The following is a 23,730-nucleotide window of genomic DNA, read 5'->3' as shown; positions in this document are numbered from 1 at the left end:
ACGTCCAGTGTGCCCCATGCGAGGTAGGTGGCGCGTAGGTGGCGGCGAGCGGGATGTCCGGCCACTCGCTCGCCGTGCGGGTACGGGACGTGTCCCGGCCCGCGGTGACCCGTGCCGCTGCCGGGCGTACGGCCCCGGAGCGGCCGCGCCGGCGGTGGCCCGTCCCGCTGGGCCGGGAGGTCAGGTGGTGGCGTCGTCGGCCAGTTCGGCGACGCCGGTGATCCGGTGCAGCGGGTAGGTGCGGACCTCGTCCGCCGTGTGGTCGTACGCCGTCACGAAACCGCCCTCCACCCGGACCGGGGCGATGACCCGCTGGCTGGCCGCGCCCTCCGCGTTGACGTACCCGATCCACACCGCGGAGCCCGTCATCGCCGCCGCCTGGACCGTGGCGAGGGTCTCCGCGGACGTCGTGCGGGGCAGTGAGCCGGCCGTGGCGGCGGTCCCGTCCGTCTCCTTGTGGACGACCGTCGCGGCCGTGTCCCCGGCGCGGATCGCCCGTACCGCCGCGCCCAGCAGCGTTCCGTCGGGCACCGGCGGGCCTTCGGGGATAGGGGCGGGCGGGGTACGGGGCGGGGTGCGGCGGATGCCCGCACGGGTGATCAGGACGTCGCCCTCGGCGGACTCGGCGGCCGGGGCGTAGCCCATCTCGCGCAGCCCTTCGAGCAGGGACGCCGGGTCGATCTGGGCGGCCAGTGCCGTCGGTGCGAGGCGGCGCAGGCGCAGGGTGGCCGAGCGCCTGTCGGCGAGGATCTCGTTGAGCACGGCCTCGTCGTCGCAGCGTACGTACGCGGAAGCGGCGCCGATCCGCAGATGGCCGTGACGGCGGGCGACGTCGTCGATGAGGTAGCTGAGGGGCTGCGGGACCGGCGTACGGCTGTGTGCGGCGAGGAACGCGTGCAGATCGGCCGCGGACTGTCCGGCGTCCAGCGCACGGCGTACGGAGCCCGGCGTGAACCGGTAGACCGTCGCACCACCCTTCGATTCGATGTCCGCGAGGACGGACAGCGTGTCGGCGAGGGGGCGTTCCAGCGGGCCGGGCGCGACGGCCGTCAGGTCGGCCTGGAGCAGGACGTGGTCGAGGGGCTCCGGGATGAGCGGGGCGAGCAGCGCGGCAGCCTTCGCCGGGCCGGAGTCGATCAGGGCGCGGGACTGGGAGGAGAGCGCGCCACGGCCGGTGATGCCGAGGAGTTCGGACTCGTTCAGCGTCCACAGGGCGATCCGGGACCGCAGGTCGGTGGTGTTCCCGGCGGACGTGGAGGCGCCGCGCAGCGGCCGCTCCCAGCGGAGCCGGGCGAGCAGCGACTCCGGGTCCGGGGCGGTGCCGGGGTCCAGCGAGGCGAGCAGGGCCAGGATGCGGTGGCGTACCTCGGGGGCGGCCGAGCGGTCGAGTTCGGGGCCGAGCGCGGACAGGGCCCGGCCCTTGGCGTCCTGGCCGCCGACCAGGCCGGCGGTGCGGGTGGCGGTGAGCCAGGTTGTGGCGAGGTGCACCCAGCGGTCCTGGACGGGGAGTTCGGTCCAGTCGTCGTAGGCGGGCGTCGGCGCATACCGCTCGTCGGCCTCGCCGTCGGAGGCCAGCAGTCCGGCCGCGTAGGCGAGTTCGAGCCAGAACGCGGCGATCGGCTCGGACACGTCGAGGACGGCCGCGATCCGCTTCAGCTCGCGGACGCTGAGGCCGCCGGCGCGCAGTATCGGTGGGCCGCCGCCGTTCCAGCTCGTCAGGAGTTCCTCGACGGTGGACACCGCCAGGAACGCCTGGCCCGCCGCCGCACTGTCCACAGCCTGGGGATCGCGCGTCGCGGCCGCCACGACGGCGGGCGGCAGCGGCTCCGGTACGCGGTGGGCGCGCCCGGCCCGCAGGTGCAGGGCCGCCTCGCGCGGCAGGACGACCGTGCGCGTCGACACGGGCAGCAGCAGCCCGCGGTCGCGCAGCCACTTCACGGGCGGCGTCGGGTTCGGGGTCACCTCCCCGTACGGCGGGCCCCACACCAGCCGGTCCAGCACCGACAGGGCCTCGACCGGCGCGGTGTCGAGCAGCTCGCCCATCCTGCTGCGGTCGGTGAAGAGCGCGGACAGGGAGGCCACGGCGGAGACCGGGTCATGGGTGGCGGGCAGTCCGGCCGCCGCCAGGATCTCCTGGAGCCGGCCCGGCGACATCCCGGCCGTTGCCTCGGCGACGGTCGGCCCCAGCCCGGTGGGGGAGGGGTGCTGCGGGGACGGGGCAAGGAGTTCGCGCGCGGTACGCACCAGCCGCAGCCGGTCGTTCTCGCCCCAGACGAGGGCCTGTTCGCGCAGGGTCGCGACGGCGCCGGGCGCCGCGCTCCGGATTGCCGTACCCGCATCGTCGCGGGCCGTGCCGTCGTCCTGGCCGTCGCCGGTGAGCAGGGCGAGCAGAGTGTCGTACGGGGCCGGATCGGGCGCGACGGCAAGCGCCTCCGCGGTCTGCAGGGCGAACCGGTCGAGGTGTTCCAGCGCGCGTACGACAGAGGCCCGGGTGCCGGCTCGCGTCGCCAACTGGGTGATGTCGTTCGGTACCGGAGACAGAAGATCGGGGCGGGCGCGGAGCAGCCCGGCCAACGACTCGTCGTCCCGGGCGCGCAGAGCTTCGGCGAGCGTCCGCGGTGGTGTGGTCATCCCCATCCGTCCCACGGTAGTCGCTCCGGACAGGCCCGAGGGCGCTACCGTCGGTGCAGGCCGGTCAGAGGGGAACCATCGCGTGGGGATCGAGAGCGACCAGCTCGTCTACGACTATCTGAGCCGGGTCGGGGATCTGGCCCAGCAGCAACAGCTGTCCTCGGGCACCCGGATGCGGCTCGTGGCGGCACTGCGCACCGAGATCGACCGGCAGCGCGGAAGCCAGGCCACGGACACGCCGGCGGCGGTGCGCCGCATCATCGGGCGGCTCGGCACACCGGACGAACTGGTCGCCGCGGCGGCCCGGTCGGCCGACGGAACGGTGACGTTGCCGGGGGCGCCGGGGGCTCCGGATGCGGGTGATCCGGAGTCGCGGGGGATCCCCCGGCCGCGCAGAGGGACGCTCCGGAAAGAGAGTTCGCGCAAGGGCGCGTCGGAGGGGGCGACGGGGCCCTCTCGGGCCTCGGAGATCTCGGGGGCCTCGGGGATTTCGGGGGGCGATGTGCCGGCCCAACGGGTGCCGTCGCCGCCGCACATGGCGGGGACGGACGAACTGGGCGCGTCCGGGAGCGAACCCGACTGGTGGCGCATCGAGTCCGGGCCGTTCGGGGACGGCGTGGAGGTGCCGGGGTTCGTGGGCGGGGTGGAGATCCCCGAGCTGTTGAGGCCACCGCGGCCGCCGGTGGAGGGGGCTGCGGAGGGGGCCGGTGCGGATGCGGACGAGGGCGTTGAGGGTGACGGGGCCGGCTCCGACGGTGGTGATGCCGGTGAGGCGGACGACGCGCCGCGCGGTCGGTGGCGGCCGCGGCTGCGTCGGCGTACACCCCGCGACGAGAACAAGGGGTTCCGGTTCTCCCACCCGTTGTTGCTGCTCGCCGCCGCGCTGCTGGTCACCGGTGCGGTGACCGGGTACTGGGTGGCCCTGGCGGGCGGCTGGCTGCTCGCGTACGGCTCACGCACGCTCTCGCGCAGGGAGGCCAAGCTGGCTGCGATGGGGCTGCCGGGGGCGGTCGCGGCGGGCGGCCTGGTCTGGTTGTGGGGGCGGATGGACGGGCGCTGGGGCGAGCCGATCCCGGAGGACGGGATGGGCGAGGCGCTGAGCGGGGTGTGGCCGGTGGTGGTGCGGGCGGCGGCGGTGACGTCTGCGCTGTTCCTGGTGTGGCGGGCGCGGAGGCGGGTGGGGTAGGCGGGGGGCTTGGTGCCGGTGTCCGGCTGCCGGTTTTGTCCGGGCGGGTTCGGGTCCACGGGGTGGGCGGTTCCGTCCTCAAGCGCCGGACGGGCTTGAAGGGGTGCCGGCACCGGGTGGGCGCCGGTGCCTCTGCCCGGGGAGTGGTGGGCGGTGCCCCTCCGGGGTGTCTCCTCAGAACTGGCGCGGAAGCCGTCGACGCGGACGAACCCGGCACGTGCGCCAGTCCCTGCGGGGACACCCCTGCACGGCCCCACCCGGGCATCACTCGCGCCCGCGGCCCGGTGTGGGGGCTCAGGACGGCGGGGTCCAGGGGGCGCCCGGCACGACCAGGGGCGAACCCGTCACCGGGTCCGGGACGATCACTGCCTCCAGGCCGAACACCTCGCGTACGAGCTCCGCGGTGACGATGTCCGCCGGGTGGCCCTCGGCGACGATCCGGCCCGCCTTCATCGCGACCAGGTGGTCCGCGTACCGCGCGGCCTGGTTCAGATCGTGGAGCACGGTGACGACCGTCCGGCCGCGGCTGCCGTCCGCCGCCGGGGCGGCGAGCTGGCGCACCAGGTCGAGAACTTCCACCTGGTGCGAGATGTCGAGGTACGTCGTCGGCTCGTCGAGCAGCAGCAGATCCGTCTCCTGGGCCAGCGCCATCGCGATCCAGACCCGCTGCCGCTGACCGCCCGACAGTTCGTCCACCGACCGGTCGCCGAGCGCCGTGATGTCCGTACGGTCCATGGCATCGGTGACGGCCCGCTCGTCCTCCTCCGACCACTGCTGCCACCAGTGCTGATGCGGCTGACGGCCGCGGGCTACGAGGTCGGAGACGGTGATCGCCTCGGGCGCGACCGGAGTCTGCGGCAGCAGTCCTATGGACTGGGCGATCTTCTTGGTGGGGATCCGGGACAGCTCCGTACCGTCGAGGAGTACGGCGCCGCCGCGCGGCTTGAGCAGCCGGCCCAGCGCGCGCAGGGTGGTCGACTTGCCGCATGCGTTCGGGCCGACGATGACCGTCACCCGGCCGTCGGGAACGGTGAGGTCCAGCTCGTGCACGACCGTGCGGTCCTCGTAGGCGAGGGTCAGCCGGCGCGCGGTGAGCCGGCCGGTCGTCGCCTCGGCGACGGCATCGGACGTACGGGTCGAGCTCATGCCTTGCCTCCATTGCGGCCACCGTGACCGCGGATGATCAGCCAGATCAGATACGGGGCGCCGACCGCCGCCGTCAGCACACCCACCGGCAGCTCGGTGGGCGAGAAGAGTTTGCGCGCCAGCAGATCGGCGAAGACGACGATCACCGCGCCGAGCAGCGCCGAGCACAGCAGCGGGATCTGTGCGGTACGTGTCATGCGGCGGGCGATCTGCGGGGCGAGCAGCGCCACGAAGTCGACCGGCCCGGCCGTCCCCGTCGCCACGGACGCCAGGATCACACCGAGCGCGACGAGCCCCAGGCGCACCCGGCCCAGCCGTACCCCCAGCGCGGTCGCGGTGTCGTCGTCCATCGACACGGTGCGCTGCGCGCGAGCCGCCCACGCGACGGCCGGTACGAGCGCGAGCAGCGTCCAGCCGATCGGCGCCACTTCGTTCCAGCCGCGGCCGTTCAGCGAACCCGTCATCCAGATCTGCGCCTGCTGGGCGACCAGATAGTCGCCCTTGGTCAGGAACAGTGTGGTGACGGACCGCAGCGCGATGGCGAAGCCGATGCCGATGAGGACGAACCGTGTGGCGTGCAGCCCGCCGCGCCATGCGAAGACGTAGACGAGCGCCGCCGCCGCGACTCCGCCGATGACCGACAGATACGGCAGCACGGTGTACGAGGTGACGCCGAACGTCATCGCGCCGACCGTGAGCGCGCCCGCACCCTGGCTGATGCCGATGATGTCGGGGCTGGCCAGCGGATTGCGGGCCACCGTCTGGATCAGCGCCCCGGCGATCCCGAAGGCCGCGCCGACGAGCAGACCGACGACCATGCGCGGCAGCCGCAGCGTCCCGACGACCAGTTCGTACGGCGACGGCTGCCCGAGGATCACCTTCACGACCTCGGAGGGTGCGACGAAGCTCTCGCCGGCACAGAGGTACGCGACGCAGACGACCGCCAGCAGTACGACGAGGGCCGTCGCGGCGACGGCCGCACGCCGGTGCAGCAGGAACCGCCCGCGCGCCCCGATCCGTACGACGCTGTACCCGGCGGGCCGGACCGGGGTCCGGGTGAGGGTGCCGCTCATGCCGGGACCGCCTTCCGACGTACCAGTGCGACCAGGAACGGCACCCCGATCAGCGCCGTCATCACGCCCGCCGGGACCTCGCTCGGAGGGAAGACGATCCGGCCGATGACGTCCGAGACCAGCAGCATCACGGGGCCGATCAGCGCCGCCATCGGCAGTACCCACCGGTGGTCGCTGCCGACGATCGCGCGTGCGATGTGCGGGACGGCCAGCCCGATGAACGCGATCGGCCCGGCCGCGGCCACCCCGACCCCGGTCAGCACGGTGGCCCCGACGCCGCCGACGATCCGTACCGTCGCGACCTTCTGCCCCAGCCCCTTCGCCACGTCCTCGCCCAGCGCCAGCGCGTCGAGGCCTCGTGCCACGGACAGCACGAGCAGCGTGCCGACGAGCAGGAACGGCCAGATCTGCTGCGCCACCTCGGCCTCCCGCCCGGCGATCGAACCGACCTGCCAGAAGCGGAACTCGTCGAGTGCGGACGCCTTCGTCGTCAGCACCGCCATCGTCACGGACACCAGCAGCGCATTGATCGCGGCGCCGCCCAGCGCGAGCTTCACCGGCGTCGCGCCGCCGCGCCCACGTGACGCGATCGCGTACACGGCGACGGACGCGACGGCTGCCCCTGCGAACGCGAACCAGACGTACCCGGTCAGCGTGTGGATCCCCGCGTACGCGATGGCCAGCACCACGCCGACCGAGGCGCCCTGGCTGATGCCGAGGATGCCGGGGTCGGCGATGGGGTTACGGGTGATGCCCTGGAGCACCGTGCCCGCGAGGGCCAGCGCCGCACCGACCATCAGCCCGATCAGGGTGCGCGGCACCCGCAACTGGCGAATCACTTCGGCGGCGTCGGAGTGCCCGCCGTGCAGCAGGGCGTCGAGCACCGCGGACGGCGCGATGGTGCGCGCGCCCACGGCAAGGCTGAGCAGTACGGCCACCAGCAGCGCCAGGACGGCCGTCGCCGTCGCGAGAGCGCGTCTGTGGCGGCGAGGTGCGGCGGCTGACATCGGACCCAATCGGCAAACTGGACGACCTGGCTCTGTGCCGCCACGCAGGGCCGGCACAGCCAGGTAAGGCTTGGCTTAGTCTAGGCGGGGCGTCATGGGGCCCGGAGGGCGAGGGGCGGATCCGTGACCTCGGCACAATGGGAGCCATGGCTTCGCACCCCCTGACGGTCGGCTTCGACCTCGATATGACGCTCATCGACTCCCGGCCCGGCATCAAGGCCGCCTACCAGGCGCTTTCCGCGGAGACGGGGAGGCCGATCGACGCCGATCTGGTGGTCAGCAGGCTCGGTCCGCCGCTGGAGGACGAACTGGCGAACTGGTTCCCGGCGGACACCCTGGCCGCCACGGCCGACCGCTACCGGGAGATCTATCCCACGCACGCCATCACCCCGACCCCGGCGCTGCCCGGCGCCCGGGAGTCCGTCGCCGCGATCCGCGAGCGGGGCGGCCGGACGATCGTCGTCACGGCGAAGTACGAGCCGAACGCCAGGCTCCACCTGGCGCATCTCGGGATCGAGGCCGACGAGATCGTCGGCGGCCTGTGGGCGGAGGGAAAGGCGCGGGCGCTGCGCGAGCACGGCGCGCAGGTGTATGTCGGCGACCACACCGGGGACGTACGCGGCGCCCGCACGGCACAGGCGCTGTCGGTGGCGGTCACCACGGGCCCGTGCGACGCGGACGAACTGCGAGCGGCGGGCGCGGATGTGATCCTGCGGAACCTGACGGAGTTCCCGGCCTGGCTGGACACCTACCGGGCCGCGTAGGGGCTGCCCGGAGGATCGCCCCACCCGTCACGCCCGCTTTCGCTCTACCGCGTGGCGTCCCGCTTCGGAGACCCTGCCCACGCCGACCGGACCACGCCTGCCGCCGCGATCAGGAATCCCACCCCCATCAACATGCACACCGCATACGCGATGGACGGGAACGGGTCGGTCCCGAGGAACAGCGGGGCCACCGTGACCAGCGTGGCCAGCGCCCCGATGAAGAAGACGATCGCGCCGACCCGGACGAGCCGGTCGCCTGCAGAAGGAGGAGTACTCACCCCGCAAGGGTAGTTCCCACCCCGGAAGAACCCCTCTTCACCCGTAGTGCGCCGTTTCTGGACACAGTCCGGATGACCAGGCTTGACGAGGGGTACTGCACCTGTGGAGGCTTCTGCCAGCAGGGGAGCACGACCATGGTCCGGCCTGACCTGCTGAGGCTTGGTTCCGGCATACGGGTTGAGATGGGGTGCGTGCTTTGCCGACTGGCAAGGTCAAATGGTTCAACAGCGAGAAGGGCTTCGGCTTCCTTTCCCGCGACGACGGTGGCGACGTGTTCGTGCACTCGTCGGTGCTCCCTGACGGAGTCGACGCCCTCAAGCCCGGCCAGCGCGTCGAATTCGGCGTCGTGGCAGGTCAGCGCGGAGACCAGGCGCTGTCGGTGACGATTCTGGACCCGACGCCGTCCGTCGCGGCCGCCCAGCGCCGCAAGCCGGACGAACTGGCATCGATCGTGCAGGATCTGACGACGCTGCTGGAGAACATCACGCCGATGCTGGAGCGGGGCCGTTACCCCGACAAGGCGGCCGGCAAGCAGATCGGCGGCCTGCTGCGCGCGGTGGCCGACCAGCTCGACGTATAGCGGACCGGCGACAGGCTGGGCAGTCTGTCGCCGGTCGGCCGGCGCCCGGCATCGTCAGACGAACGACAGCGCGTCCGGGCCGAGGGGCGGCACCAGCCCCTCGGCCGCCGCGCGGGTCAGCAGTCCGCGGATCGCCGCGTAGCCGTTCTCGCCGAGGTCGGCGGTGAACTCGTTGACGTACAGCCCGATGTGCTGGTCGGCCACGGCCGGGTCCATCTCCTGGGCGTGCTCCAGCACGTACGGCCGCGACGCCTCCGGGTCGTCCCAGGCCATCCGGACCGATGTACGCACCGACTCGGCCAGCGCCTTCAGCTTCTCGGCGCCCAGCGACCGCTTGGCGATGATCGCGCCGAGCGGGATCGGCAGGCCGGTCGTCAACTCCCAGTGCTCGCCCATGTCGGCGAGGCTGTGCAGACCGTAGTTCCGGTAGGTGAACCGCGCCTCGTGGATGACGAGACCGGCGTCCACCTTCCCGTCCCGTACGGCGGGCATGATCTCGTCGAACGGCATGACGACGATCTCGCCGACGTCCCCCGGGACGACATCCGCCGCCCAGAGCCGGAACAGCAGATAGGCGGTCGAGCGCTCGCTCGGCACGGCGACGGTCTTCCCCGTCAGATCCGCACCCGGCTCCTTCGTCAGGACGAGCGGCCCGCAGCCGCGCCCCAGCGCCCCGCCGCAGGGCAGCAGCGCGTACTCCTCCAGGACCCAGGGCAGCACCGCGTACGACACCTTCAGTACGTCCAGCTCGCCGCGCTCGGCCATGCCGTTGGTGAGGTCGATGTCGGCGAACGTGACATCGAGGGCGGGCGCGCCGGGGACCCGGCCGTGCGCCCAGGCGTCGAAGACGAACGTGTCGTTCGGGCACGGCGAGAAGGCGATGCGCAGGGCGTCGCCGGTGGTGTCAGCGGTGTCGGTCATGGGGGGTGGTCCAGCCTTCCAGTACGGGGGTGAGCTTCCCGAACGCCTCGGTGAGCGCGGTCAGCGCGTCGCCGATGCGCCAGGCGTCCCGGTCGCGCGGGCCGACGGCGTTCGAGACGGCCCGGATCTCCAGCACCGGTACGTGCAGCCGCTCGGCGGCCTCGGCGACCCCGAAGCCCTCCATGGCCTCGGCGACGGCGTGCGGGTGGGCGGTGCGCAGGGCGGCTGCGCGTCCGGCGCTGCCGGTCACGGTGGAGACGGTGAGGACCTCGCCGGTCAGCGCGCCGGTGGCCGCGGCCACGTCCCGTACCAGGTCGGGCGGCGGCACGAACCGTTCCCGTCCGAAGCCCAGGGCGGTGACGGGCACGAAGCCGTCGGGGGTCTCGGCGCCCAGATCGGCGGCGACGATCCCGCTCGCCACGACGAGGGAACCGACGGGGGCGTCGGGCGCGAACCCGCCGCCGATCCCGGCCGAGACGACCAGGCGGTACGGTCCCGCCCCGGCTCCGGGACCGACCCCCGCCCCGGCCCCCGAGGCCAGGGCGAAGGCGGCCGCGGCGGCCGCGGAAGCCGGACCCGCGCCGCCCGCGACGACATCGAGGGCGCCGACGCGGTGCAGCTCGGCGCCGGGCACATCGAGGACCTGCGGTCTGTCCGTGAACGCACGCGTGACCGCGTCCCGTTCCACCGGGACAGCGGTCACGACAAGCACACGCACGGGGAGGGCCCTCCCAGGTCAGGAGGGGATCAGTCGGTCTTCTTGAGCTCGAAGTGCCAGATGCCGGTGAGCTTCTTGCCGTCGGTCTCCACGATGCTGATCTGCGTCTTGTTCGTGGTCCCGCCGGTCTGGCTGGAGAAGAAGGCGCTGCCCGGGATGGACCGGTAGGTCTTCTTGTAGGGCTCCTGCTCGGCCTGCTGGCCGTTGATGAAGAGCGTCCAGCCCTTGTCCGCGATCTCAGGGTCGACGCCGAAGCGGACCTTGTCGTCCATCGCGACCTTGACGGACTTCTCCGCCTTCTTGTTCAGGCAGGTCTTGATCTGCGAGTCCTTGAGGGCGTCGCCGTCGTTGTAGCAGGACGCCTCGGTGGTCACCGAGGTGTCGCCGACCGTCACGGTGGCGAGCGGCGTCGGCTTGTCGCAGGCGGACAGGACAAGGAGTCCCGCGGACACGGCACCAAGAGCGACGCCGATACGACGGCCCTTACCGGAGAAGAACGCAACGGTCATGGGCCGAAGGTTATCGGTCGCCCCGGCTCACGCCACGCGGGGGTGCGGCGAGCCGCGCCGCGCGGCGCTCAGCAGACCCCGTACGGAGGCTGCCGCACCCAGGGCGAGGATCCCCGCAGCGACCGACATCCCCAGTACGCCGTTGAGGGGGAGAGAGATGCCGATGCCGCCGCCGACCACCCAGGCCATCTGCAGCAGTGTCTCGGACCGGGCGAACGCGGAGGTCCGTACCTCCTCCGGCACGTCGCGCTGGATCATCGCGTCCAGCGACAGCTTGGACAGAGCCTGGGTGAAGCCCGCCATCGCACTGAGCGCGGCGACCATCAGGGTGGAGAAGAAGACCGCGGCGAGGACGGAGACGCCGAGCGCCAGCCCCAGCACCGAGGCGATGATCACCTCGGGGCCGCGGGTCCGGAGCCAGGAGCCCATGGCCGTACCGAGGGCATTGCCGACACCGGCCGCGACACCGACGATGCCGAGCGAGACGGCGGCGCTCTGCCCGGCCAGCGGCTGCTCACGCAGCAGGAACGCCAGGAAGAAGATCAGGAAGCCGGAGAGGGCGCGGTGCGCGGCGTTCGCCTGGAGCCCGTGCAGGACGGACGGCCCGACGGTCCGCAGCCCCGGCCGCTTCTCCTTCTCCCCGGACCTCGTGGTGGCTTTCTTGCCGTTGGTCCTTTTTCCGTTGGCCTTGGACGGTTTGGCCAACGGCTGAGGGGCGTGGTGCTCGACCAGCTGGGCCCGGCGCTCGCCCTTCGCCGAGTCGACCTTGCGCGGCAGTGTGAAGGCGAGCACGGTGCCGCCGATGAAGATCGCGCACGCGCCGTACAGCGGCCAGCCGGATCCGACGGTCTGCAGCCCGGCCCCGATCGGCGCCGCCACACCGGTGGCCAGCAGCCCGGCCAGGGTGACCCGGGAGTTCGCCTTCACCAGGGAGAAACCGGGTGGCAGCAGGCGCGGCACGACCGCGCTGCGTACGACCCCGTACGCCTTCGAGGAGACCAGGACGCCCAGCGCTGCCGGATACAGCTCCAGACCGCCCGTGGCGACCGCGCTGGACATGGTGAGTGCCAGCAGCGCCCGGGCCAGCATGGCGCCCGCCATCGCGGCGCGGCGGCCGTGCGGCAGGCGGTCCAGGAGCGGGCCGATGACGGGGGCGAGGAGTGTGAAGGGCGCCATCGTGACGGCGAGATAGAGGGCGACGCGCCCGCGGGCCTCGTCCGTCGGCACGGAGAAGAACACCGTCGAGGCGAGCGCGACGGTGATCATCACGTCGCCCGCGCCGTTCACGGCATGCAGCTCGATCAGTTTGCCGAGCCCGGATTCGCCGGCGCCGTGGGCGTGGGTCGCCTTGCGGATGCCCTTCGCTGTACCGGTGAACGGCGCGTGCAGGGCATGACCGATCGTCCGGCCCGTCCTGCGGAGCGGGCCGGACCCGTCGTGCGACCTGGCGGAAGCCACCCCGTCATAGTGCCCCAGTCACACCGGTAACGAACCGAGAACGGTGCGAGGCACGATGAGCGCCGCCCTGTCGGGCCAGTGAGGGCCGCGGGCGCCCGTAGCCGCCGCTGCCGTGTCCGTTCTGACACGGACACGGCAGTGGATACGGCCTTGTTTGGGACGGGCAGGTGGGCGGGGAGCGGCGGAGAGGGTAGCGTGCGTAGCGCGCCACCGGCGGTTGTTCTTGGCCGCGCGCCTCTCGGCGATCCCGCAGAATGGATAGCAGAAGGCGCGCCCGAGGCAGGCACAACGGGTGTGGACGTCGACGCGGCCCCCAGGTCCGCTCCGCCCGCAACCGTTATGGCCGAAATCGATGGATCTGCTGGCGCGCTCGTGAGACGGCGTATGGAGAGAAGCGAGACCTGTGAGTGCTGCTACGACGCGAAGCCGTACTGCCCGTACCCCTGCCCCCGACCGCCTGTGCGCCGAGGCGGTAGACCTCGCGCGCTCGGCGGCCGAGGAAGCCGCCGCGCCAGGAGTGGTCGGTGAGCATGTGGCGCTGGTCTCCGAAGGGGACCGGGTCGTCACGCACTACTTCGAGTGCAAGGAGCCCGGCTACCGGGGCTGGCGCTGGGCGGTGACGGTCGCCAGGGCCTCCCGCGCCAAGAACGTCACGCTCGACGAGGCGGTACTGCTGCCCGGGACGGATGCGCTGCTCGCCCCCGAGTGGGTGCCGTGGAGCGAACGGCTGCGCCCCGGCGACATGGGACCCGGCGATCTGCTGCCCACCGAGGCGGAGGATCTCCGGCTGGAGCCCGGGTACACCGGTGAGGACGAGGCGCCGCCGAACTCGGTGGTCTCCGAGATGTCGGAGGAACTGGCCGATCTCGTCGACGCGGAGGACGCGGAGCTGACGACGCGCCCGGAGGCGACGGACCGCGGCTCGATCGCGGCGGTCGCCGAAGAGCTCGGGATGCGGCGGGCGCGGGTGCTGTCCCGGTACGGGCTGCATGCGGCGGCCGACCGGTGGGACGAGGCATTCGGCGCGAAGACGCCGATGGCGCAGGCGGCACCGGCGTCCTGTGACACGTGTGCCTTCCTGGTGCCGATCGCGGGATCCCTGCGGCAGGCGTTCGGGGTGTGCGCGAACGAGTTCAGCCCGGCGGACGGGCGGGTCGTCTCGCTGTCGTACGGGTGCGGTGGGCATTCGGAGGCCGCGGTGATGCCGAAGCCGCCGAAGCCGGCGCCGCACGCGCTGGACACGATGCAGGTGGACGAGTACCTGCTGCGCCCGGCGAGGGACGGCGGGTCGGTTCCGGCGGAGCCGGATGCGCCGTCGGAGGACCTCGGCCACTCCTGACGCTCCTCGTCGCCGGGGGATCCGGGCTTGCGGTGCCCGGCCACCCGGTGACCACTTCGTCCTGTGACCGCTTCGTCCTCGATCTCCCCCAAGGGCATGGGGGACCCCTTCGAGGGGCCTGACTCGAGCGTGTCCGGCGTTTGAGGACAAAACGTGGCGCATGGGCTCGGCGCACCGGCTTTCCGCTCGCGGTACCTTCGGGCGCACACTGACGGCACGGGTGCACCCGCACTCCCCGCCGCACACGGATAACGCGTCACCGGACAGAGCGGAGTCAGAGCGTGAGCATGAATGCGACCGAGGGGGCCGATCCGTTCGGGACGGCGCGGCTGCGGCGCGGGGTGCTCGATGCCTGGGGCGCCGGTCCCGCCCGGTTCCGGGAGGACGCCAACGCCGAGGAGGACCTCGCGCTCGGCGGCTACCGTGACCGCCTCGTCGTCGAGCTCGCCCAGAACGCCGCCGACGCCGCCGCCCGCGCCGGCGTCCCCGGCCGTCTCCGTCTCACCCTGCACCCCGGCGACACCGGGAACGCCGTCCTCGCCGCCGCCAACACCGGCGCCCCCCTCGACGCCACCGGCGTCGAATCGCTCAGCACGCTCCGGGCCTCCGCCAAGCGCGAGGGCCACGAGTCCGCCGTCGGCAGGTTCGGTGTCGGGTTCGCCGCCGTGCTCGCGGTCAGTGACGAGCCCGCCGTCGTCGGCCGGCACGGCGGGGTCCGCTGGTCCCTCGCCGAGGCCCGCGGCCTCGCCCGGCAGGCCGCCGTCGGCAGCCCCGGCCTCGGTGACGAACTCCGCCGCCGCGACGGTCACGTACCGCTGCTCCGTCTCCCGCTGCCCGCCGAGGGCACCGCGCCGGACGGGTACGACACGGTCGTCGTCCTGCCGCTGCGCGACGGTGTCGCCGAGGACCTCGTCGGCCGGCTGCTCGCCGCCGTCGACGACGCGCTGCTCCTGACGCTGCCCGGCCTCGAAGAGATCGTCATCGACACCCCCGACGGGGTACGGACGTTGCACCACTCCCAGCACGGCCCGTACACGCATGTCGACGACTCCGTGCACGGCAGGAACCGCTGGCGCACGGTCGCGCACCACGGTCCGATCGAGCCGGCCCTGCTCGCCGACCGCCCCCTTGAGGAACGGCTGCGCCCGCACTGGTCGGTGACCTGGGCGGTGCCCGTGGACATTGACGGGGCGCCGGTCTACCCCCGTACCGCCCCCGTCGTCCACGCCCCGACCTCCACCGACGAACCCCTCGGCGTGCCCGCGCTGCTCATCGCGTCGCTGCCGCTCGACACCACCCGCCGCCACCCCGCACCCGGCCCGCTCACCGACTTCCTGGTGCAGCGCGCGGCCGACGCCTACGCCGAACTGCTCGCGGACTGGCATCCGGTGAGCGTCGGAACGATCGACCTGGTGCCCGGCCCGCTCGGCAGCGGCGAACTGGACGGTGCGCTGCGCGGCGCGATCCTGGAACGCCTGCCGCGCGTCGCGTTCCTGGAGGCCGCCGCCCCGCGCGACACCGCCGCCGAACCGGACCGCTGGGACGCCTGGGACGCGGAGCCGGAGAGCGCCCACGAGGCCACCACCGCGCTGCGGCCCATCGAGGCCGAAGTGCTGGAGGGGGTCGGCGCCGAGACCGTCCAGGTGCTCTCCGAGGTGCTGCCGTGCCTGCTGCCCGCGGGACTTGAGCGCCGCAGCGAACTGCGCACGCTCGGGGTGGCCAGGGTGCCGCTGACCGAGGCCATCGACCGGCTCGCCGGTCTGGAGCGCGATCCCGCCTGGTGGCGGCGGCTGTACGACAGCCTGTCCGGCATCGACCCGGACCGTCTCTCCGGACTGCCGGTGCCGCTGGCCGGGACGGTGGATCAGGCGACGGAGGGGCCGGACGGCATTGCGGCCCCGCGCACCACGATCGGTCCCCGTCAGGTCCTGCTGCCGCTGCCCGAAGCGCTCACCGGCCCCGTTCTCGACCGGCTGGCCCGGCTCGGCCTGAAGGTCGCGCATCCGGACGCCGCCCATCCGCTCCTGGAGAAGCTGGGCGCGCTGCCCGCCACCCCGCGCGCCGTGCTGACGACCCCGCAGGTGCGCGCGGCCGTCGCCGGTTCGCTGGACGCCGGCGAGGTGTGGGACGAGGACGCGCTGGACGCCGAAGAGCTCGCGGAGACCGTCCTCACGCTGGTCCGCGACGCAGACCTGTCGCCCGGCGACGAACCCTGGCTCGGCGCCCTCGCGCTCCCGGACGAGGAGGGCGAACCCGCTCCGGCCGGTGAACTCGTGCTGCCGGGAAGCCCGTTCGCACAGATCATGCGCGACGGCGAACTCGCCCTCTGCGACGAGGAACTGGCCGTGCGCTGGGGCGAGCAGCCGCTGACCGCCTGCGGGGTGCTGGCCACCTTCGCACTGGTCCGCGCCACCGATGTCGTCCTCGACCCGGACGAACTGGAGCCGCGCGAAGGTGACTTCGCCGAACCCGACGACGCGGGGCTGCTCGACGCCGTCGACGTGTGGTGCGAGGACATCCTCGACCAGCTGCCGGACACCCCTGTGCCGCCGGTCGCCACCGAACTCGTCGCCGTCCGGGACCTCGACCTCGTCGACGACGACGCCTGGCCGCAGGCGCTCGCCCTGCTCTCCCGCCCGCCGCTGCGCGACGCACTGACGCAGCCGGTGCGGGTGTTGCTCCCGGACGGCACGACCCGGTCCGTGCGTCCGTACACCGCCTGGTGGCTGCGCGACCACCCGGTGCTCGACGGCCGCCGCCCGGCGGGTCTGCGGGCCGCGGGCAGCGACCCGCGGCTGTCCGGGCTGTACGACTCCGCCGACGCGGCCGGCTTCGACGACGTCCAGGTGCTGCGCGCGCTCGGCGTACGGACGTCGGTCGCGGCGCTCCTCGACGAGCCGGGCGGTGCCGCCGAACTCCTCGGCCGGCTCGCGGACGAGGGCCGCCCGGTCGGTTCCGTGCAACTCCACGAGCTGTACACGGCCCTGGCCGATCTCGACCCCGAACACGTCACACTGCCCGACGAGCTGCGGGCCGTGGTCGACGGCGAGGTGCGGATCGTCGACGCGGCGGACGCGGTGATCGCGGACGCCCCCGATCTGCTGCCGCTGACGGACAGTCTTCCGCTGCTGCCGGTGGCCCCGGCGCGCGCCGCCGAGTTGGCCGAGCTGTTCCAGGTGCGGCGGCTCGGCGAGACCGTCGAGGCGCAGGTGACGACGGAGGGCGAGGAGCACCAGGTGCCGGAACCGGTACGGGTCCTGCTCGGCGCCGGGACCCCGGACACGTACATCGAACACGGCGAACTCCGCGCGGGCGGCGTCGAACTGGACTGGCGCCGTACCTCGGACGGGGTCGTCCACGCGTCGACGCTCGAGGGCGTCGCGGCGGGCCTGGCGTGGGCGGCCGGTCAGTGGCCGCGGCGCTTCGAGGTCGCCGCGCTGCTGGAGGACTTGTCGCGTACGGAGGAACTGGCCCGGGACCGCTGGTTCGACTGACGGCGCGGGCCCAATTGCCAGGGCCCGGTCACGCATACGTAAAGATTCTCCCCGGCCGTACAACCGTTCACCCGCCTCATCGATCTCGTCCACGAAGCCACCAGGCTTCACAGACGATCTTGGGCCCCACGGACGGACGACCTCCGCGGGCCCCTTTCTCCACTGGGGAATGAACATGCGTATACGTGCCACTGTGGCCGCCGTGACCGGCGCCCTGGCTCTCTCCGCCCTCGTCGTACCGTCGGCGGCCAACGCCGCCGACGCGCACCACTCGGTCCTCGGCGACGTCGTGCGTGCTGCGCAGGCCGCGTCCGGCACTAAGACCGGCGCGCGCTCCGTCGGCGCCGCCGACGCCGCCCCGCTCGACCTCACCTTCTCCAAGCTTTCGGTGAACGGCGGCAAGCCGATCGTCGTGGGCACCACCAACACGAAGACCGTGGCGACCACGTTCACCGTGACGCACGGCGCCGACGTGGACATCTTCGCCGACGACTTCATGCTCGATGTCGAGCTCTACCGCGGTTCGTTCGACGACCCGACGAACATCCTGTTCGGCGACGTGGCCCCCACCTGCAAGACCGTCTCCTCGACGGTCGCCACCTGCAAGGGGCAGATCGACGTCTGGCCGCAGATCGACTTCATCGGCAACGCGGACGCCACGACGTGGAAGGCGGTGGGCTTCGCCGCCGACTTCAACGGCCAGGACCCGTCCGACCCCGACTTCGACCCGAGCCAGATCGGCTTCGTGGAGCAGGACGGCCTGGGCACCACCAAGCTCCAGCGCTTCTCGAAGCTGACCGTCAACGCCGCCCCGGAGCCCGTCAAGAAGGGCAAGACCATCACGGTCACCGGCAAGCTGACGCGCGCCAACTGGGACGACTTCGCCTACCACGGCTACACCGTCCAGCCGGTGAAGCTCCAGTTCCGTAAGAAGACCAGCACCACCTACAGCACGGTGAAGACGATCAAGTCGAGCAGCACCGGCGCCCTGAAGACCACGGTCACGGCCTCGGTCGACGGCTACTGGCGCTACAGCTTCGCCGGCACGTCCACCACCCCGGCCGTCACCAGCACGAGTGACTACGTCGACGTGCAGTAGCCACAGCAGTAGTTCCACCATCGGTTCCATCCGGGCAGCGGGATCTCCGAGCGAGGTCCGGCTGTCCGGCGGACCCACCGACTCATCGGGTCCCGCAGAGGCCGGAGCCATCGGAGCCACTGCCCGCGGGGCCCCTTTCTCCTTTCTCACCTGGGACACTTATGCGCATTCGTGCCACTGTGGCCGCCCTGACCGGCGCCCTGGCTCTCTCCGCCCTCGCCGTGCCGGCCGCGCATGCGGCAACGGCTCCCGTCCTCTCCAAGGTCACCGTCAACGGCGGCACGGACATCGTTCTGGGGACGACGGTGCCGAAGACGGTCACCGTCTCCGTCACCGCCTCGCACGCCTCCGGCATAGCCACCGGCTGGGCGATCCTCTGGCACGGGACGAACCTGGAAAAGGGCATGGACGGCGCGCTGGTGCCGACGCAGGAAGCGACCTGCAAGGAGGCGAGCGCCACCACCGCCACCTGCTCGCTCACCATCACGGTCGACCCGAGGGCCGACCTGACCAGGAACGCGCTGGCCGGTTCCTGGCACATCCTCGCGGGCGCCGAGGCCAAGGACGGCTCCAGCACGTCGTACGACTCCTACGCCACGACCCATGTGCAGCGGCTGTCGAAGCTGACGGTCAACGCCGCCCCGGAGCCCGTCAAGAAGGGCAGGACCATCACGGTCACCGGGAAGCTGACGCGCGCCAACTGGGAGACGCACGCCTACGCCGGCTACACCGTCCAGCCGGTGAAGCTCCAGTTCCGTAAGAAGACCAGCACCGCCTACAGCACGGTGAAGACGATCAAGTCGAGCAGCACCGGCGCCCTGAAGACCACGGTCACGGCCTCGGTCGACGGCTACTGGCGCTACAGCTTCGCCGGCACGTCCACCACCCCGGCCGTCACCAGCACGAGTGACTACGTCGACGTGCAGTAACAGCTATACCGGGAAGCGGCGACTGACCAGGCGCCAGGTGAACTCCAGGGCAGTCGCCGCCACCACCGCAATCCCCACTGCTGCCCACGGCATGACCGCGCCCACCAGCTTCAGCGCGAAGAAGCCCTGCAGCCACGGCACCACCAGCACGATCAGGAACGCCGCCCCCATCGTCGCGACCAGGACGATCCGCCACCAGGTGTAGGGGCGGGCGATGATCGCGAGGACCCACATCGAGACCAGGAACAGCGTGAGCGTCGCCGCACTGGTCTCCGCGTCCAGCGCATGCGGACCCGTGTAGTAGTGCCTGGCGATCAGATACGTCGCGAACGTGGCGATGCCCGCGATGACGCCGGACGGGACCGAGTACCGCATGACTCTGCGGACGAAGTGCGGCCGGGCCCGCTCCTTGTTGGGCGCGAGGGCCAGGAAGAACGCCGGGACGCCGATCGTCAGCGTCGACAGCAGGGTCAGATGCCGGGGCAGGAACGGGTACTCGACCTGGAAACAGACCACCAGGATCGCCAGCAGCACCGAGTAGACGGTCTTCGTGAGGAACAGGGTGGCGACCCGGGTGATGTTGCCGATGACCCGGCGGCCCTCGGCGACCACCGACGGCAGGGTCGCGAAGCTGTTGTTGAGCAGCACGATCTGCGCCACCGCGCGCGTCGCCTCCGAGCCGGACCCCATCGAGACCCCGATATCGGCGTCCTTGAGCGCCAGCACGTCGTTGACCCCGTCACCCGTCATCGCGACCGTGTGGCCGCGGGACTGGAGCGCGGCGACCATCTCCCGCTTCTGCTGCGGGGTGACCCGGCCGAAGACCGCGTTCTCCTCCATGGCGGTGGCCATGTCGTCCGGGTCCGTGGGCAGCCGGCGCGCGTCCAGGGTGTGTTCGGCGCCGGGCAGGCCGAGCTTGCCCGCGACCGCGCCGACCGAGACGGCGTTGTCCCCGGAGATGACCTTCGTGGCGACCCGCTGGTCGGCGAAGTAGCGCAGCGTCTGGCCGGCGTCCGGCCGCAGCCGCTGCTCCAGGACGACCAGCGCGGCCGGTTCGGCCCCGGCGGCGCTCTGCGGCCCTTCCAGCTCCCCCCGCGCGCGGGCCAGCAGCAGGACCCGCAGTCCCTCCTGGTTGAGCTGCTCGATCTCGCCGAGCGCCGGGTCGTGGTCCGGGAGCAGCACATCGGGTGCGCCGAGCAGCCAGCTCGACGCCTTGCCGCTGCCCTCGTCGAACGCGGCGCCGCTGTACTTGCGTGCCGAGGAGAACGGCAGCGCCTCCGTGCAGCGCCACGCCTCGCCGTTCGGTGACGGGTACGCGTCGATGATCGCCTGCAGGCTGGCATTGGGCCGTGGGTCGGACGCGCCGAGGTTGGCCAGCACCTGGCGTATGTACGGGTCGTCCGCACCGCCCAGCGTCCGCACCTCGGTGACGTCCATGCCGCCTTCGGTGAGTGTGCCGGTCTTGTCGAGGCAGACGACGTCGACCCGGGCAAGGCCCTCGATGGCGGGCAGCTCCTGCACCAGGCACTGCTTGCGGCCGAGCCGTACGACACCGATCGCGAAGGCGACCGAGGTGAGCAGGACCAGGCCCTCCGGGATCATCGGGACGATTCCGCCGACCGTCCGGGCGATGGAGTCCTTGAGGTCGGTCTTCTTGACGACGAGCTGGCTGATGATCAGGCCGATCGCGGTCGGCACCATCATCCAGGTGATGTACTTGAGGATCGTGCTGATGCCGCTGCGCAGTTCGGACTGGACGAGGGTGAAGCGCGACGCCTCCTCGGCGAGCTGCGCGGCGTAGGCCTCGCGGCCGACCTTCGTGGCGGAGAACGCGCCGCCGCCCGCGACGACGAAGCTGCCGGACATCACCGGATCGCCGGGCTGTTTCAGTACGGGGTCGGCCTCGCCGGTGAGCAGCGACTCGTCGATCTCCAGGTTGTCGGCCTCCGCCACCGCGCCGTCCACGACGACCTTGTCGCCAGGGCCGAGCTCGACCAGATCGCCGAGGACGATCTCCGAGGTGGATATCTCGGCGGCGGCCCCGTCGCGCCGGATCGTGGGTTTCGCCTCGCCGATGACGGCCAGGCCGTCGAGGGTCTTCTTGGCCCGCCACTCCTGGACGATGCCGATGCCGGTGTTGGCGATGATCACGTAGCCGAAGAGGCTGTCCTGGAACGGCGCGACGAACAGCATGACCAGCCAGAGCACGCCGATGATCAGGTTGAACCGGGTGAAGACATTGGCGCGGACGATCTCGCCGATGGAGCGGGACGAGCGGACGGGTACGTCGTTGACCTCGCCCCGGGCGACCCGCTCGGCGACCTCGGCGGCGGTCAGCCCGCTGCTGCGCACGGCCGAGGCCGGCAGCTTCATCGGGTGGACCGGGTCGAGCTCGGAACCGGCGTCGATGGGGGCCGGCCGGGGCCGGCGGGGTTTCTGCTTCCCGGAGGAGTCGACTGCCCGCTGCGTCATGGTTCCGACGGTACGGGCGGAACGCCCGATTCACCTGCCGGGATTCCGAAGATCGGACCGCAGGAGGACGGGGTGCGGTGCGGGGCGTCAGGGAAGTTCGGGGGGCGTCCCCGACTTTCGCAGTGGTTGCGCGCCGGCCCGGGTCGCGGTCTCCGTCGGTGGCTCGGGTCAGCGGCTTGCGCCGGTCGCGTCAGTGGCCGCCGTCGGCCGCGTCGGCCGTTCCGGCCTTGGCGGCGGCCGCCCGCTTGAGCGCCGCGTCGCGCCCCCGCACGTACCAGATGCCGATCAGTCCGAGCCCGGCGCCGGCCAGACACGTCCACACCCACCAGGTGTGCCCGTGGTCGTCGAACCAGCCGTAGAACGGGAGCTGGACGAGGAAGAGGACGAACCAGAGGATCGTTCCGCCGGTGATGGTGGCGACGACGGGCCCCTCCAGGGGCTCGGGTGCCTCGTGTGTCGGTGTCCACTTCGCCATGAGGTCAGTGTATGCGGCCCGTATGTAAAGCCGGTCGGCCCAGTCGGCCCAAGGGTCTACGCGCGGAGATAGCGATCTTCGACTTATGTATTCATACTGAATCTGCTTACGGCTGTCTCGATTTATTCGTGTAAAAGTCCAAAGCTGACCGCTCTTCTCTCCCCTCTACGCACGACTGAGGTCATACATGTCCCCCTCGGCCACCGCTTCGGTCGACTCCAGGCAGCCCATAGCTCCACAGCCGCACGGCGGCCTGGACCGTTTCTTCAAGATCTCCGAGCGGGGGTCGTCGGTCGCGCGCGAGATCCGCGGCGGATTCGCCACATTCTTTGCGATGGCGTACATCATCGTGCTGAACCCGATCATTCTCGGCAGCGCGAAGGACATGTACGGGCACCAGCTCAATGGCGGCCAGCTGGTCACCGCCACCGTGCTGACCGCCGCGTTCTCCACCTTGCTGATGGGCGTCATCGGCAATGTGCCGATCGCGCTGGCCGCCGGTCTCGGCGTCAACACCGTCGTGGCCCTGCAGCTCGCCCCCCGGATGAGCTGGCCGGACGCGATGGGCATGGTCGTCCTCGCCGGCATCGTGGTCATGCTGCTCGTAGCGACCGGGCTGCGCGAACGCGTGATGAACGCCGTACCGAAGTCGCTCCGCAAGGGCATCGCGATCGGTATCGGTCTCTTCATCCTGCTGATCGGCCTGGTGGACTCGGGCTTCGTCTCCCGCATCCCGGACATCGCGCACACCACCGTGCCGCTCCAGCTCGGCAGCGACGGTCACCTCAACGGCTGGCCGGTTCTGGTCTTCATCCTCGGCGCGCTGCTCACCCTCGCGCTGATTGTCCGCAAGGTGCCGGGCGCGATCCTGATCTCGATCGTCGCCATGACGGTTGTCGCGATGGTCATCGACACGGTCGCCGACCTGCCGGGCGAGGCCTGGGGCCTGACCGTTCCGCAGTGGCCGGGCAACCCGGTCGCCACCCCCGACTTCGGGCTGATCGGCAAGGTCAGCCTGTTCGGCGGCTTCGACAAGGTCGGTGTGCTGACCGGCCTCCTGTTCGTCTTCACCGTGCTGCTGTCCTGCTTCTTCGACGCGATGGGCACCATCCTCGGTGTCGGTGACGAGGCCAAGTTGACGGACAAGGACGGCAACTTCCCCGGCATCAACAAGGTGCTGTTCGTGGACGGCATCGCGGTCGCCGCGGGCGGTGCGAGCTCCTCCTCCGCCAGCACCTGCTTCGTGGAGTCCACGGCGGGTGTCGGAGAGGGTGCCCGCACCGGCTTCGCGAGCGTGGTGACGGGTCTGCTGTTCACGGTGGCGCTGTTCCTGACGCCGCTGGCGACCATGGTTCCGTCGCAGGCGGCCACGCCGGCGCTGCTGGCGGTCGGCTTCCTGATCATCGCGGGGTCGGTGCGGGACATCGACTGGAGCGACTACACGCTCGCCATCCCGGCCTTCCTGGCCATGGTGATGATGCCGTTCACGTACTCGATCACCAACGGCATCGGCATCGGCTTCATCGCCTTCTCCGTGCTGCGGGTGGCGGCCGGTCGCTGGCGCGAGGTGCCGGTGGCCATGTACGTGGTGTCGGCGGTCTTCGTCTTCTACTACGCGATGCCGGCCCTCGGCCTGACGTCGTAACCCTT

19 protein-coding genes are annotated in these 23,730 nt (G+C 71.8%); 8 read left to right on the top strand and 11 right to left on the bottom strand.

Annotated features, from left to right (window positions below; translation table 11 throughout):
• Positions 1-180 precede the first annotated feature (180 nt).
• Positions 181-2,637, bottom strand: a complete 2,457-nt coding sequence (locus OHA03_RS11660) for a helicase C-terminal domain-containing protein (RefSeq protein WP_267003398.1) — start codon at positions 2,635-2,637, stop codon at positions 181-183.
• A 76-nt stretch (positions 2,638-2,713) separates the two neighbouring features.
• On the opposite strand from OHA03_RS11660, the gene OHA03_RS11655 reads away from it, so the two are divergent.
• On the top strand, positions 2,714-3,817 hold the full coding sequence (locus OHA03_RS11655; RefSeq protein ID WP_267003396.1) for a hypothetical protein: 1,104 nt from the start codon (positions 2,714-2,716) through the stop codon (positions 3,815-3,817).
• Positions 3,818-4,111: 294 nt separating this feature from the next.
• On the opposite strand, the gene OHA03_RS11650 is transcribed toward OHA03_RS11655, so the two are convergent.
• Genes OHA03_RS11650 through OHA03_RS11640 form a run of 3 tightly spaced genes read right to left on the bottom strand, consistent with a single transcriptional unit; the run spans position 4,112 to position 7,043 of the window.
• The gene (locus tag OHA03_RS11650) at positions 4,112-4,963 is read right to left on the bottom strand and encodes an ABC transporter ATP-binding protein (RefSeq protein WP_267003394.1); all 852 of its coding nucleotides are present in this window, start codon (positions 4,961-4,963) and stop codon (positions 4,112-4,114) included.
• Complete coding sequence (locus OHA03_RS11645) at positions 4,960-6,036, bottom strand: iron chelate uptake ABC transporter family permease subunit (RefSeq protein ID WP_267003392.1); 1,077 nt, start codon at positions 6,034-6,036, stop codon at positions 4,960-4,962. The genes OHA03_RS11650 and OHA03_RS11645 overlap by 4 nt, the downstream gene beginning before the upstream one ends.
• A complete protein-coding gene (locus tag OHA03_RS11640; protein WP_267003390.1) occupies positions 6,033-7,043 on the bottom strand; it encodes an iron ABC transporter permease in 1,011 nt (336 codons plus the stop codon). The genes OHA03_RS11645 and OHA03_RS11640 overlap by 4 nt, the downstream gene beginning before the upstream one ends.
• 146 nt (positions 7,044-7,189) lie before the next feature.
• On the opposite strand from OHA03_RS11640, the gene OHA03_RS11635 reads away from it, so the two are divergent.
• Positions 7,190-7,807 carry an HAD family hydrolase gene (locus OHA03_RS11635; RefSeq protein WP_267003388.1) on the top strand — a complete coding sequence of 206 codons (618 nt, stop codon included), beginning with the start codon at positions 7,190-7,192 and terminating at the stop codon, positions 7,805-7,807.
• Positions 7,808-7,851: 44 nt separating this feature from the next.
• Here the strand turns inward: OHA03_RS11635 and OHA03_RS11630 are convergent, their stop codons facing one another.
• Positions 7,852-8,085 (bottom strand): hypothetical protein, encoded by a 234-nt coding sequence (locus OHA03_RS11630; protein WP_267003386.1) that lies wholly within the window; start codon positions 8,083-8,085, stop codon positions 7,852-7,854.
• 197 nt (positions 8,086-8,282) lie between these two features.
• Here OHA03_RS11630 and OHA03_RS47805 point away from each other — a divergent pair, with 197 nt between their 5' ends.
• On the top strand, positions 8,283-8,666 hold the full coding sequence (locus OHA03_RS47805) for a cold-shock protein (protein WP_030926546.1): 384 nt from the start codon (positions 8,283-8,285) through the stop codon (positions 8,664-8,666).
• Between the two features lie 54 nt (positions 8,667-8,720).
• Here the strand turns inward: OHA03_RS47805 and OHA03_RS11620 are convergent, their stop codons facing one another.
• From OHA03_RS11620 to OHA03_RS11605, 4 genes are read right to left on the bottom strand one after another with little or no spacing between them, the layout of a single operon-like run.
• Positions 8,721-9,587 carry a 1,4-dihydroxy-6-naphthoate synthase gene (locus OHA03_RS11620; protein ID WP_267003384.1) on the bottom strand — a complete coding sequence of 289 codons (867 nt, stop codon included), beginning with the start codon at positions 9,585-9,587 and terminating at the stop codon, positions 8,721-8,723.
• Positions 9,571-10,305 carry a futalosine hydrolase gene (locus tag OHA03_RS11615; protein ID WP_267003382.1) on the bottom strand — a complete coding sequence of 245 codons (735 nt, stop codon included), beginning with the start codon at positions 10,303-10,305 and terminating at the stop codon, positions 9,571-9,573. Before OHA03_RS11615 ends, OHA03_RS11620 begins: the two co-directional genes overlap by 17 nt.
• 29 nt (positions 10,306-10,334) lie before the next feature.
• Entirely contained in the window at positions 10,335-10,814 is a 480-nt protein-coding gene (locus OHA03_RS11610) for a DUF2771 domain-containing protein (RefSeq protein WP_267003380.1), read from the bottom strand.
• Positions 10,815-10,841: 27 nt separating this feature from the next.
• Positions 10,842-12,272: an MFS transporter gene (locus tag OHA03_RS11605; RefSeq protein WP_267003378.1), complete on the bottom strand. Its 1,431-nt coding sequence runs from the start codon at positions 12,270-12,272 to the stop codon at positions 10,842-10,844.
• Positions 12,273-12,675: 403 nt separating this feature from the next.
• Between OHA03_RS11605 and OHA03_RS11600 the strand changes: the two genes are divergently transcribed.
• The 4 genes from OHA03_RS11600 (at position 12,676) to OHA03_RS11585 (ending at position 19,133) form a co-directional block, all read left to right on the top strand.
• Positions 12,676-13,611, top strand: a complete 936-nt coding sequence (locus OHA03_RS11600) for a DUF3027 domain-containing protein (protein ID WP_267003376.1) — start codon at positions 12,676-12,678, stop codon at positions 13,609-13,611.
• 287 nt (positions 13,612-13,898) lie between these two features.
• On the top strand, positions 13,899-17,105 hold the full coding sequence (locus tag OHA03_RS11595) for a sacsin N-terminal ATP-binding-like domain-containing protein (protein WP_267008013.1): 3,207 nt from the start codon (positions 13,899-13,901) through the stop codon (positions 17,103-17,105).
• 175 nt (positions 17,106-17,280) lie between these two features.
• Positions 17,281-18,204, top strand: coding sequence for a hypothetical protein (locus tag OHA03_RS11590; protein WP_267003374.1), 924 nt, complete (start codon positions 17,281-17,283; stop codon positions 18,202-18,204).
• Between the two features lie 161 nt (positions 18,205-18,365).
• On the top strand, positions 18,366-19,133 hold the full coding sequence (locus tag OHA03_RS11585) for a DUF5707 domain-containing protein (RefSeq protein WP_267003372.1): 768 nt from the start codon (positions 18,366-18,368) through the stop codon (positions 19,131-19,133).
• Positions 19,134-19,136: 3 nt separating this feature from the next.
• Here the strand turns inward: OHA03_RS11585 and OHA03_RS11580 are convergent, their stop codons facing one another.
• Entirely contained in the window at positions 19,137-21,605 is a 2,469-nt protein-coding gene (locus OHA03_RS11580) for an HAD-IC family P-type ATPase (RefSeq protein WP_267003370.1), read from the bottom strand.
• Positions 21,606-21,795: 190 nt separating this feature from the next.
• Complete coding sequence (locus tag OHA03_RS11575; protein ID WP_267003368.1) at positions 21,796-22,080, bottom strand: DUF2530 domain-containing protein; 285 nt, start codon at positions 22,078-22,080, stop codon at positions 21,796-21,798.
• A 187-nt stretch (positions 22,081-22,267) separates the two neighbouring features.
• On the opposite strand from OHA03_RS11575, the gene OHA03_RS11570 reads away from it, so the two are divergent.
• Complete coding sequence (locus OHA03_RS11570) at positions 22,268-23,725, top strand: NCS2 family permease (protein WP_267003365.1); 1,458 nt, start codon at positions 22,268-22,270, stop codon at positions 23,723-23,725.
• The last annotated feature ends 5 nt before the right edge of the window (positions 23,726-23,730 follow it).

The sequence above is a fragment of the Streptomyces sp. NBC_00154 genome (genome assembly GCF_026342835.1).
Classification (GTDB): Bacteria; Actinomycetota; Actinomycetes; order Streptomycetales; family Streptomycetaceae; genus Streptomyces.
This window is presented reverse-complemented; position numbering and strand designations above follow the sequence as displayed.

Excerpts from the sequence above, each read along its gene's own strand:
- OHA03_RS11660 (WP_267003398.1), bottom strand. The coding sequence starts at position 2,637 with ATGGGGATGACCACACCACCGCGGACGCTCGCCGAAGCTCTGCGCGCC.
- OHA03_RS11650 (WP_267003394.1), bottom strand. The coding sequence starts at position 4,963 with ATGAGCTCGACCCGTACGTCCGATGCCGTCGCCGAGGCGACGACCGGC.
- OHA03_RS11645 (WP_267003392.1), bottom strand. The coding sequence starts at position 6,036 with ATGAGCGGCACCCTCACCCGGACCCCGGTCCGGCCCGCCGGGTACAGC.
- OHA03_RS11640 (WP_267003390.1), bottom strand. The coding sequence starts at position 7,043 with ATGTCAGCCGCCGCACCTCGCCGCCACAGACGCGCTCTCGCGACGGCG.
- OHA03_RS11635 (WP_267003388.1), top strand. The coding sequence starts at position 7,190 with ATGGCTTCGCACCCCCTGACGGTCGGCTTCGACCTCGATATGACGCTC.
- OHA03_RS11620 (WP_267003384.1), bottom strand. The coding sequence starts at position 9,587 with ATGACCGACACCGCTGACACCACCGGCGACGCCCTGCGCATCGCCTTC.
- OHA03_RS11610 (WP_267003380.1), bottom strand. The coding sequence starts at position 10,814 with ATGACCGTTGCGTTCTTCTCCGGTAAGGGCCGTCGTATCGGCGTCGCT.
- OHA03_RS11595 (WP_267008013.1), top strand. The coding sequence starts at position 13,899 with ATGAATGCGACCGAGGGGGCCGATCCGTTCGGGACGGCGCGGCTGCGG.
- OHA03_RS11590 (WP_267003374.1), top strand. The coding sequence starts at position 17,281 with ATGCGTATACGTGCCACTGTGGCCGCCGTGACCGGCGCCCTGGCTCTC.
- OHA03_RS11585 (WP_267003372.1), top strand. The coding sequence starts at position 18,366 with ATGCGCATTCGTGCCACTGTGGCCGCCCTGACCGGCGCCCTGGCTCTC.
- OHA03_RS11580 (WP_267003370.1), bottom strand. The coding sequence starts at position 21,605 with ATGACGCAGCGGGCAGTCGACTCCTCCGGGAAGCAGAAACCCCGCCGG.
- OHA03_RS11575 (WP_267003368.1), bottom strand. The coding sequence starts at position 22,080 with ATGGCGAAGTGGACACCGACACACGAGGCACCCGAGCCCCTGGAGGGG.
- OHA03_RS11570 (WP_267003365.1), top strand. The coding sequence starts at position 22,268 with ATGTCCCCCTCGGCCACCGCTTCGGTCGACTCCAGGCAGCCCATAGCT.